Genomic DNA, 10,308 nt, shown 5'->3' with positions numbered 1-10,308 from the left:
GGCCCCAAGCTGCGATTTTGGCCAAGTCGGAGAACGTTTTGGGAACGTGGCATTCGGTATTGACGATGGAAATCATAGAAGAGGACAGTTCGCTCCATCATAGGGAGTGGGTTGATGGATCGGAGTATTCCGGGCGGGATTTGATCGGACGATGGAGCCTGAGCTTTGCCGATATTGATTTTGTAAATTCGAAGCCGGCCCTGACGCGCCTTGGCCTCGCCGCGCAGCTGAAATTCTTCGCTTCCCTGGGGTTTTTCGCGATCGATCCCGGCTCAATCCCTACCGATGGCCTCTCGTATCTGGCCGAGCAACTCGGTGTCGAGGCTGGCGAGATAGCCGGTTATGACTTTTCCAGTCGGACAGCACGACGGCATTGTGCGGAGATCCTGATCCATCTTGGATATCACCGCATGAAGCGGGTGGATCGCGCGCAATTGACGGAATGGATTGCTGGCGAGCTGTGCCCGGGCGGCCAGTCGATCAATGCCATGCTTGAGCATGTTTTCCTGTGGTGCCGGGACCGGCGTATTTATGGGCCGTCGCGCAAGGAGCTTGAACGTGTCGTTCGCTCACAACGGCAAGATTATCTGGACACCTGGCTGATCGGAGCCAGTGATCGGCTTTCGTCAGATGCGGTGGCGTTATTGGAAGCCTCGCTTGCCGATCCGGACAGCTCGACCGGATTCAACAGGATGAAGGGTGACGCCGGACAGGCAACGCTCGACAACATTCTCGACGTGACCGAGAAACTCGCCTTTATCCAGAGACTTGATCTTCCCCATGATCTCCTGACGGCTACGGGCAAGCCATGGGTCGATCAGATTGTTCGCCGCGTTGCCGGTGAAAAGGCCTCGGAGATGCGCCGGCATGCGCCGGCGCGACAGCTCGGCCTTTATGCGATTTATCTAATGTCGCGGGAGGCGCAACTCACTGACGCGATGATCGACCTGCTGATCGAAACCGTTCACAAGATCGGAACGCGCTCGAAACGCAAGGTGGTGGGCGATATCGCGAAAGACATCGAGCGGGTCTATGGAAAGGAGCGCCTGCTGGTCGAGATCGCCAGCGCCTCGATCAATGAACCATCGGGGCGCATCTGCGATGTCATTTTCCCGATCGCCGGTAAGGCCAAGCTGGCGGCGATCGTCAAGGAGAGCCATGCGAAGGGCGCTCTGGACCGGCGCATCTACAAGGTGATGCGTGGTTCCTGGGCCAATCATTACCGGCGCATGCTGCCAAGCCTGCTTTCCGTACTTGAGTTCCGGTCGAACAACGCGGTGTGGCGGCCGGTCCTGGCGGCCCTCGACTGGATCAGGAGCAAGGTGGATGGCGGATGCCGCTTCGTGCCATTGCAGGATGTTCCGATCGATGAGGTGATTCCAGCGCGATGGCGCAGTTCCGTCATTGATGACGATGGGCGGGTAAACCGGATCAGCTATGAGCTTTGCGTCCTGACGCAACTGCGCGACCGCATCCGCTCCAAAGAAATCTGGGTGGTCGGGGCGGATCGCTATCGCAATCCCGATGACGATCTTCCCAAGGACTTCGAGATCAGGCGAGATGCGTACTATTCCGGCCTCAGCCTGACGCCAGATGCGCAGGCGTTTTGCGCCTCGATCCGGGAGGAGCTTGAACGGGAACTGTTGCTCCTCAATGCCAATATTCCACAAAACGACAAGGTCCGGCTCCTGTGGCGCGGCGACAACCGGATATCGATTACACCGTTCAAGCCCTTGCCCGAACCGAAGGGTCTCGCTTCGATCAAAAGCGAGATCGGTCAGCGCTGGCCGATGACCGGACTGCTGGACGTGTTGAAAGAGGCTGCTCTGGACACGGGATTGATGGATGCTTTCGAAACGTCGGCCTCGCGGGGTTACCCTGTCGAAAGCAGCCTTGGCTCAGCGTCTTTTGCTGTGTCTCTATGGCTTGGGCACGAACGCCGGGCTCAAGCGGGTCGCTGGCGCAACACCCGATGTCAGTTACGAGGAATTGCTGCATGTCCATCGCCGTTTCATCCACGCGCCAGCGCTGAGGGAGGCGTGCGCGCGGGTAGCAAACGCGACACTGGCAATCCGCAATGCCGCAGTATGGGGAGATGCGGGCACGGCATGCGCGTCCGATTCAACGAAGTTCGGCGCGTGGGACCGCAACCTGATGACGGAATGGCACGCCCGCTATGGCGGCCGTGGCGTCATGATCTACTGGCATGTGGAGAAGCGCGCGACCTGCGTTTATTCCCAGCTCAAGCGGTGCTCTTCCTCGGAGGTCGCCTCCATGATCGAAGGCGTGCTACGCCATTGCACCGACATGGAAATCCAGCGCCAGTACGTCGATAGCCACGGCCAGAGCGCAGTCGGCTTTGCGTTCTGCCGACTCCTTGGATTTGAGCTTGCCCCGCGGCTGAAAGCAGTGGCACGCCAGAAACTGGCCCTTCCCAAGCCGGCATGCGCACGCGGCTTTCCAATTTACTGCCGATCCTCTCCAGCCCGATCGACTGGGACGAGATCGAGCAACAATATGACGAAATGGTCAAATATGCCGCTGCCATGCAATCGCGCACCGCCGATCCGGAAGCGATCCTGCTCCGGTTTGCCAGAGCCGAAGTGATGCACCCGACCTACAAGGCGCTGAGTGAACTCGGCCGCGCGGTCAAAACAATCTTCCTATGCCGGTATTTGCGTCAGGAGGCATTCCGCCGCGAGATCCACGAAGGGCTGAATGTGGTTGAGAACTGGAACGGCGCTAATGGTTTCGTGTTCTTCGGCAAGGGCGGCGAGATCGCCACCAACCGCATCCATGAGCAGGAAATCTCCGTTCTGGCGCTACACCTCCTGCAAGCGTCGCTGGTGTATGTGAACACCCGCATGCTTCAGACCGTACTGGTTGAGCCGAAGTGGGCGGGGCGGATGACGCCGGAAGATTATCGTGGTCTCACGCCGTTGATCTACAGTCATGTGAACCCTTATGGCCGCTTCGACCTCGACCTGAACGACCGGATTGATTTTGGACGGCTTGCAGCGTGAGGCGGCTGATCGGCCTATAACATTTGGGTACACCCCAGAGTGATAGGGCCGAGTGACACCATTCGTCTGTCACAAAAGGGTGGGTTTGCGCTCAATGTGACGATACACTGCAAGAGCCACCCTAATGTGACGGATTTTGCACTTGGCTCGTATCGGATATGCCCGCGTCAGCACCACGGACCAGGATCTGGATATCCAGATTGGCCGCCTCAAGAATGCAGGTTGCGAAATTATCCGTTCCGAGACCGGATCGGGGGCCTCGCGGAGCGGGCGCACGGAACTGGAAACGATCATGCAGTTTATGCACACCGGCGACGAGCTGGTCGTGCTGCGGCTCGACCGGCTCGGCCGCTCCACGCGCGATGTCCTGAACCTGGTGCATGAGCTTGATGAAAAGGGAGCTTCGCTGCGCATCCTTGAGCCAGAGGTGACGACGGCGGGCGACATGGGGCGAATGGTCATCACCATACTCGGCATGGTCGCCGATATGGAGCTGAAGTTCATCAAGGATCGTCAGCGCGCCGGGATCGAAGCGGCGCGCGCCGAAGGCGTTTACAAAGGCCGGAAGAAGAACGTCGATGACGATGAAATCCGCCGTCGCCTTGCCGCCGGCGCCAGCAGGCCCGCGTTGCCCGCGACCTGAAGGTCTCACGAATGACCGTCTATCGGGCGCTCGACATTATTCCGTCACAGACCAAACTGCGGAAAAGCCGCCCACTGCCAGCATCGCCCTGCATCTGATTATCGAGAACTTCAACAAGCGTGGAAGAGGTAGAAACCCGCTCGGGAGCGGATTGAGGCGATGCTGGAACGCGACTACGCCATGGTAAAAAACGGCAATTGTGATTACAAACTGACCGTCGCCTATGACCCCGATCCGGATGGCATTTCCCTTGATGAGGAAATCCAAAGCCTCCTCTCCGAGATGTTCAACATCGCAGAGAGCTACAATTGCTCCATGGAAGCCGATATCTACGAGGTCGGTGGTCAGCAACGGTCCTGGTAGAATCAATCAAGCGTTCAGTGTTCGTTCTTCAACCTGGCCAAAATCGCAGCTTCGGGCCGACTGGGCCATCTTGGGTTCCTGCGCCCAGCGATAGGCGAGGGCCGCGGCGAAGATCAGTCCCAGCCCGATGAGGGCGGCGGTGATCCATTCCTTCAGGCGATCCCACCAGACCCCTGCGCTGACCCGCTGAAGCTCCCCAGCGGCTCGGTGGAGGGCATTGGCGGTGATCCATTCCTTCAGGCGATCCCACCAGACCCCTGCGCTGACCCGCTGAAGCTCCCCAGCGGCTCGGTGAGGGCATTGACCCCCACGCCTGCCTGTGCGGTCCATTCGGCGCGCTGGTGGGCGTCCTGCTCGATCTTCTGGGCCAGTGCGGCGACCTGCTGGGCGACCCCTTCGGCCCCGGCCTTGCGCATGGCGTCGAGCAGGGTGCGATAGTCTGCGCCGGGATCGGAGGGAGGGGGAGCATCAAACTCGGCAGGGTCGAAGGGATCAGGCATCGGCGGGGCCACCCTTGAAGGTCCAGCCCTCGAACGCCTTCCGGTCCTGATCGCGGCTGATCCGGCTCATCAGGTCATTGAGGTGGGATTCCCATGCGGGGTCTTTCATGGCGGCATCGAGGAGCAGACCGCCGAGGATGATCTTGCGGCGGGCATCGGCCTTGCGGTTAAGGGTGATGGCGCGGGCTTCCAATGCCTGCAACCGGGCCTTGGCCTGCTGGACCTTGCGACGGGCGGTTTCGATAGCCTCTGGCGTTGGAGCAGCCATGGTCAATCCTTTCGCTGTGCGATACTAATAGCACCGGACCCGACCGAGCGAAAGAGAGGAAGGGCGCACTTATGCAAACTTGCGTTTGCGTGCGTCAGGGGATACCCCTGAACCCCAGCGGGCTGTCGCCCGCGCCATGCTTCCGCATGGCTAGCAAGGGCGCGGCGATGGCAAGTTTCCATCTTGCGGTGAAGACGATAGGCCGTTCCGCCGGTCGCAGCGCGACGGCAGCGGCAGCCTATCGTGCGGGTGTCGAAATCACGGACGAGCGCACCGGCCTCGTCCACGATTACACCCGCAAGCAGGGCGTCGAACATAACGCCCTTGTCGTGCCCGCCGATGCCCCGGCGTGGGCCAGTGACCGGGCCGTGCTTTGGAACGCCGCCGAGCAGGCAGAGACGCGCAAGAACTCGACCGTCGCCCGCGAATATGAAATCGCGCTGCCCGCCGAGTTGTCGGCCGAGGCGCGGCGCGAGCTTGCGCTGGGCTTCGCACGAGAGATCAGCGAGCGGCATGGGGTGGCGGTGGACGTGGCGATCCACGCACCAGGTCGCGAGGGCGACCATCGCAACCACCACGCCCATCTGCTGACGACGACGCGGCGGATCGGCCCGGAAGGGCTGGGCGCGAAGACCCGCGAACTGGACCAGAAGACGAGCGGGGAGGTCGAGCGCTGGCGTGGCCGGTGGGCCGAGATGCAGAATGCGGCGCTGGAACGGGCGAACGTCCCGGAGCGGGTGGACCATCGCAGCCACCAGCGGCGCGGAATCGAGCAGGAGGCGACCGTGCATATGGGGCCGAGCGCGACGGCGATGGAGCGCCGTGCCGAGCATCAGGCCATGCGGGAGGGGCGGGCCTATGAGCCAGTAACGATGGTGGGCCAGCACAACGCCGGCGTCATCGAGCAGCGGGGCCTGCGCCAGTATATAGAGCGGGGGACCGAGTGGCTGCGCGATGCAGGGCAGCGGATATCGGGGAGGCTGCATGCGTTCGCGGCCACCTTGAGCGGCGCGGTCGATCGCGATCGGCGCGATGCAGCCGAGGCGCAGCGTCAGGAGCGGCTTGTCGCCGAGCGCACCCGCGAGCAGGCACAGGAGCGCCAGCAGGCGCAGGACCGTGAGAAGGTGGCGGAGAAGTTCAGGACCATAGCCGGGAAGCGCGATGCGGGCGCCCATGGCTATGGCGACCATAACAGCGACTGGAAGGCGACCCCGGAGGCGCTCCGCAAGGCGGTGGATGCCTATAACGGGGCGAACCAGCACACCAAGGATCTCTACATCGAGCGGATCCAGCGCGAACCCCAGATGGCGCGCGCGGTGGGCCAGTTGCTCCATGAGCGCGAGCTGGTCCTGCAACGTGATCGTGGCATGAGCCGATGAGGATGACGGAAAACCCTGAAATCGGGGTTTTCGTGCATATTCTCAATCCGGCAGGGTTTTTCGTGCAGCCAGATCGCGGCGGCGGCGCGGTCGTGAGTGTGCCGGTTAGCCATGCGCGGATTCATGTGTTTGCCGACAACCGGTTAGACGATTGATCTGCCAGTCGGCCGCGCCCAGATTGCGAGAGGAAGTGATGCCAACGCGGCGATCCCCAGAACAATCCAACTCGGATCCCGTAGAGCTTTCGCTCTTGAAGGTTCGAACTCAAAAACCAGCCCCCACCAAAGCCATGCGGTCACGGTTGAGACGCAAACGGTGATCGGGATCATCCAAAATCGGGGGGTACGCCTCGCCAAGAAGAAATGAACAACGACCGTAATTAGGCTTGGGACAAAACCTGCCTTCATTGACGATTTGATCATCAGCCAAGGCGCAAACAGAGTCGGAAACAGCATCAGCGGCAACATGATGTTGAGAATGACTAACCCCACAAGTGGTAATGCAACAGACCATCGCAGTACACGAAATGTGGATGCCGCTATCACGCGATAACGATTAAACCGCACAACATGTGCGTCCGAATAGCCAGCCATTCTATATCCTCCTGCCTTTGCGGAGGTAGTGGAATTATCTTACAAACAGATGCACGGCCGACAATCAGGCGATAGCCGCCAGTCGTCTTTAGAGCAGGCGACACGAACGAGGGCGAAAATAGCTGCCTGTCGCCCATCGACCAAGGTTCGACTTCTGTCCCTATCGGCTCAAGCATCCCAACCTCAGCCCAACGATCCAAGCGTGACCGGACGCTCGATCCTGCTATAGCCGAGCACGGGCAGTGTTCAATCATGGCGCGGCCCAAGTAGGAGAAGATGCATGCTTTTTCACACGATGGTTGGATCGAACGACATCGAGCGGGCAAAGCGCTTTTACGACACGGTGCTTGGCACCCTCGGAGTTGGGGAGGCGACGATCAACGTGGCCGACAGTGGCCACACGCGCCTGATCTACAACAGTGGGAATGGGGCCAATTTCATTGTCACCCAGCCGATCAATGACGAATCGGCAACCGTCGCGAATGGCAGCACAGTTGCTTTTTCATGCGATTCGCCAGAGCAGGTGAAGCAGTTTCATGATGTTGCAGTCGCCAATGGTGGCACGTCGATCGAGTTAGCGCCCGGCCCTCGCGAAACAGCGTCTATGGGTACGATCGTACTCGCGTACTTCCGCGATCCAGATGGAAACAAGCTATGCGGCATCCACTTCCCCAAATGACGCTGCTTTGCATCGTTTAGCCTGAGTCAGCTGCCCGCCAATGCTTTGGTGGGGCAGCAGGGCGCTCTCTTCCCGACCGACAATCAGGCGTTTTGCGACAGGTTCCATTAGGATCAGCGCCCTTCATCCCTTGCGCGGACGATAGCACTAAATTCTGAAATTACCTGCTGCACGTTGCCGTCATCGCACACGTTAAGCGAGTGGTGGACTGAAACGGCCTGATCGGTTCGCATTTCCAGCCAAGTAATCCGGGCTGTGTTCGGCGAGGGATGGGTCTGCTCTAGCGCGATCTGTTCACTATATCCCGCGATCACATCGTTGATGGCCTCCAGCGCGACCTCATAGGCAATGGCCTGCGTTTGGGACCATAAAGGGCCGGTTGGAGCATCCATGGTTTATTCCTCGCCGCTAGGGCTGTCGCCCTGGCGGCTGAACAGGCGCGACCAGAAACCGCGCTGTGGAGTAGGTTGAGGGGCAGCGCGCTGATCGGTCAGGGCAAGCCGTTGTGCCTGTTCTCGCCAAGCGTTCCGTTCTTCGCGCAGTTCCGCAACCTGCTCACGCAACAGCCTGTTTTCAGCCTGTAAACCGGGGTGTCACTACCTGTTATATCAGGCTGTAAAGGTTGCTGCACCTCATTTACAGGGGGCCATACGCGGAACAGTTCGACAGGCTCAATCCGCCACTCGCCATTATCTGACTTTTGGCCAGAAACGCGGCCTGTCTTGATTGCTTTCATGAGCGTTTGGCGGGTGACACCGACCTTTTCCGACGCTTCTCTTAGGGTGATACTCATAGTGTCACTCGCTGTTAAGGTGTCCTGTGTAGTATCTATATACCGGTTGCATCATCATCGGGCGATGTATCGGATGCACGGAGTTTGTTACCTAGGCCCGTGACTAGCTGGGAGAGTTCCTCCTGCATCGCTGGGTCAGGTTCCGACTGTTGGGTGGCAGGCAAGTCTGGTTCCATACCGTCAAGGAATGGCTGCGCTGGCGGGGGAGTCCGGGGCCGCTTGGTAATTGGCGCTCATCTCGGAACAATGATGGCAAACGGCGGAGCGGCACCTGTTGGCCCAGTTCCTCAAAGTCAGGTTGTTCCGCTTCCGATATGATGACCGCAGCACTGAACAGCGAGTAGCGCAGGCCGTCACGCTTACCCGACCATGCTACCCGATCATTGATGATGTGGGCATTTACGGTGCCATTTTCCCCAATCTGACGTATCTCTATCCAACGATCCTCGGCTAAAACATCTACGGCGCGTTGAACTGTGCGACGGCTGCATTTCATCAATGCTGCCAAGGTCTTTTGACTTACGACAACAGCATTATGTTCACCAACTCGTGCGGTTAGGATGTGCATTAGCTGGGCAGCTTTAGGAGCTTTCTCGATCAGACTAGCCCATGCTTCATGGGCTGCCCGCTCTGTTTGAACCCAGTGGCCTGGTGGTTGTCGCTTCACCAACTCGGACATTTTCAAAACCCTCCGCAGATGGCGCAGGGGTGCGTCATCCTTGTCCAATAATTTGACATGGGTGGCGGTTTATTCGACCTATTTCAAGTCAATAAATTGGACATAGAGTGTAAATAGATTGCCAAGGATGGCGCAGGGGTGCGTCATAGCTGGTGACGCAGGGGTGCGTCATAGCTGGTGACGCACCCCCCCTGCTAACTCGTTGATTTAGCTATGTGTTTTTTTCGCCCCTTCTATGTAATCTAAAGGGGGTGCAAGCGCGAACTTAAGCGCTGGCGAAGCAACCCCTTTAGAGCAGAACAAAAAGTGAACGTTGAGTGCCGCTAGTCGCGGCACGCGTTGGGCGTACTCGGATAGGAATCCTACCCCTTCCACGTTGCGCAATGCTGCAAGGTCCCAATTGGCTATCAGGAGGTGTAGGAGGCGATTTCCGGCTCGTAGAGCGCAGGGGTGCCGTTGGGGGCAGGTCTGTGCGATCCAAGGGCTTGGCGTGCCCTGACGGGCACCAGAAGGGAAACCGGACTGATGCCAGTTTCTACAGCTTCCCAATATGGGAATTAAGGGGTTGTTTCCCATATTGGGAAATGACATAGCCCGCTCATGAGGATCATCGCCCGCAAAAACATCGTAGCCTATTTCGCGACGCATCCCCTGACCCGTGCGTCATTGACACATTGGCTCGAGGTTGCAGAAAATGCGGACTGGTCTTCGACAATCGAAGTCATGGCCGATTTTTCAAAAGCAAAAACGGTGACGGCAGAACGGGTTAGATTTGAAGTGGCGGGCGGCGATCATAGAATGATCGTTGCGTTCCATTTCCGGCGAGGGATCGCTTTCATAAAGTTTATTGGGACACATGCTGAATATGACCGCATCGACGCCGCGACCGTCGATCAGTTTTGAAGGACAGGCAAATGGATATCAGACCTATCAGGAACGATGACGACCATCGGGCGGCGGTCGATGAAATCCGCGTTCTCTGGAGCGCGGAAGCGGGCAGCGCGGACGAGGATCGTCTCGATGTGCTGGCAACCCTGGTCGATGAATATGAGCGGAAGCGGTGGCCGGTCGACAAGCTGGACCCGGTGGAAGCGATTGAAGCGGCCATGGAGGCGGAAGGCGCACCCGTGCCGATCTGGCGTCCCTGATCGGGCAATCGCGCGCGACCGAGGTTCTGGCCCGCAAGCGGGGGCTGACCCTCCACATGATCCGCAAAATCGAACGGGCATGGCATGTTCCTGCATCGATCCTTGTCCGCGAATATCAATTATCGCGCTAAATCAGGGCTGCTGCTCGTAGAGGGGCACCCACTTTCCTTTGCACGTCTGGGCTTTGGCGTCCCATTTGGCGGTGCATCCGTATAGCTGGCGCTCGATCTTGGCCCAGTC

The 10,308-nt window shown here is 59.1% G+C and carries 10 protein-coding genes and 2 pseudogenes; 7 read left to right on the top strand and 5 right to left on the bottom strand.

Going from position 1 to position 10,308, the window contains the following annotated elements; translation table 11 throughout:
• Positions 1-140 precede the first annotated feature (140 nt).
• A pseudogene (locus tag CEQ44_RS25435) lies at positions 141-3,023 on the top strand (Tn3 family transposase).
• Positions 3,024-3,165: 142 nt separating this feature from the next.
• A pseudogene (locus CEQ44_RS25315) lies at positions 3,166-4,029 on the top strand (recombinase family protein).
• A gap of 236 nt (positions 4,030-4,265) precedes the next feature.
• On the opposite strand, the gene CEQ44_RS25205 reads toward CEQ44_RS25315, so the two are convergent.
• Positions 4,266-4,529 (bottom strand): hypothetical protein, encoded by a 264-nt coding sequence (locus CEQ44_RS25205; RefSeq protein WP_256960058.1) that lies wholly within the window; start codon positions 4,527-4,529, stop codon positions 4,266-4,268.
• Complete coding sequence (locus tag CEQ44_RS23725) at positions 4,522-4,797, bottom strand: mobilization protein (protein ID WP_088181637.1); 276 nt, start codon at positions 4,795-4,797, stop codon at positions 4,522-4,524. The genes CEQ44_RS25205 and CEQ44_RS23725 overlap by 8 nt, the downstream gene beginning before the upstream one ends.
• Positions 4,798-4,943: 146 nt before the next feature.
• Between CEQ44_RS23725 and mobQ the strand changes: the two genes are divergently transcribed.
• Together mobQ and CEQ44_RS24635 are read left to right on the top strand one after the other, a co-directional pair.
• Positions 4,944-6,176, top strand: coding sequence for a MobQ family relaxase (gene mobQ, locus CEQ44_RS23720; protein ID WP_254913915.1), 1,233 nt, complete (start codon positions 4,944-4,946; stop codon positions 6,174-6,176).
• 2 nt (positions 6,177-6,178) lie between these two features.
• Positions 6,179-6,331 carry a hypothetical protein gene (locus tag CEQ44_RS24635; protein WP_176400167.1) on the top strand — a complete coding sequence of 51 codons (153 nt, stop codon included), beginning with the start codon at positions 6,179-6,181 and terminating at the stop codon, positions 6,329-6,331.
• Here CEQ44_RS24635 and CEQ44_RS24170 read toward each other — a convergent pair.
• Positions 6,320-6,769: a hypothetical protein gene (locus CEQ44_RS24170; RefSeq protein WP_140419254.1), complete on the bottom strand. Its 450-nt coding sequence runs from the start codon at positions 6,767-6,769 to the stop codon at positions 6,320-6,322. The genes CEQ44_RS24635 and CEQ44_RS24170 overlap by 12 nt on opposite strands.
• A gap of 280 nt (positions 6,770-7,049) precedes the next feature.
• Between CEQ44_RS24170 and CEQ44_RS23715 the strand changes: the two genes are divergently transcribed.
• Positions 7,050-7,448 carry a VOC family protein gene (locus CEQ44_RS23715; protein ID WP_088181638.1) on the top strand — a complete coding sequence of 133 codons (399 nt, stop codon included), beginning with the start codon at positions 7,050-7,052 and terminating at the stop codon, positions 7,446-7,448.
• A 113-nt stretch (positions 7,449-7,561) separates the two neighbouring features.
• On the opposite strand, the gene CEQ44_RS23710 is transcribed toward CEQ44_RS23715, so the two are convergent.
• Together CEQ44_RS23710 and CEQ44_RS23700 are read right to left on the bottom strand one after the other, a co-directional pair.
• Positions 7,562-7,840 carry a hypothetical protein gene (locus CEQ44_RS23710; RefSeq protein WP_088181639.1) on the bottom strand — a complete coding sequence of 93 codons (279 nt, stop codon included), beginning with the start codon at positions 7,838-7,840 and terminating at the stop codon, positions 7,562-7,564.
• A 504-nt stretch (positions 7,841-8,344) separates the two neighbouring features.
• On the bottom strand, positions 8,345-8,968 hold the full coding sequence (locus tag CEQ44_RS23700) for a helix-turn-helix domain-containing protein (protein ID WP_256960057.1): 624 nt from the start codon (positions 8,966-8,968) through the stop codon (positions 8,345-8,347).
• Positions 8,969-9,520: 552 nt separating this feature from the next.
• On the opposite strand from CEQ44_RS23700, the gene CEQ44_RS23695 reads away from it, so the two are divergent.
• Entirely contained in the window at positions 9,521-9,823 is a 303-nt protein-coding gene (locus tag CEQ44_RS23695) for a type II toxin-antitoxin system HigB family toxin (RefSeq protein WP_021226795.1), read from the top strand.
• Between the two features lie 11 nt (positions 9,824-9,834).
• The gene (locus CEQ44_RS25310) at positions 9,835-10,068 is read left to right on the top strand and encodes a hypothetical protein (RefSeq protein WP_306424895.1); all 234 of its coding nucleotides are present in this window, start codon (positions 9,835-9,837) and stop codon (positions 10,066-10,068) included.
• Positions 10,069-10,308: the final 240 nt, after the last annotated feature.

The organism is Sphingobium sp. Z007 (assembly GCF_900013425.1).
GTDB lineage: Bacteria > Pseudomonadota > Alphaproteobacteria > Sphingomonadales > Sphingomonadaceae > Sphingobium.
The sequence above is the reverse complement of the archived record's forward strand: the minus strand, read 5'-3'. Positions and strand labels throughout refer to the sequence as shown.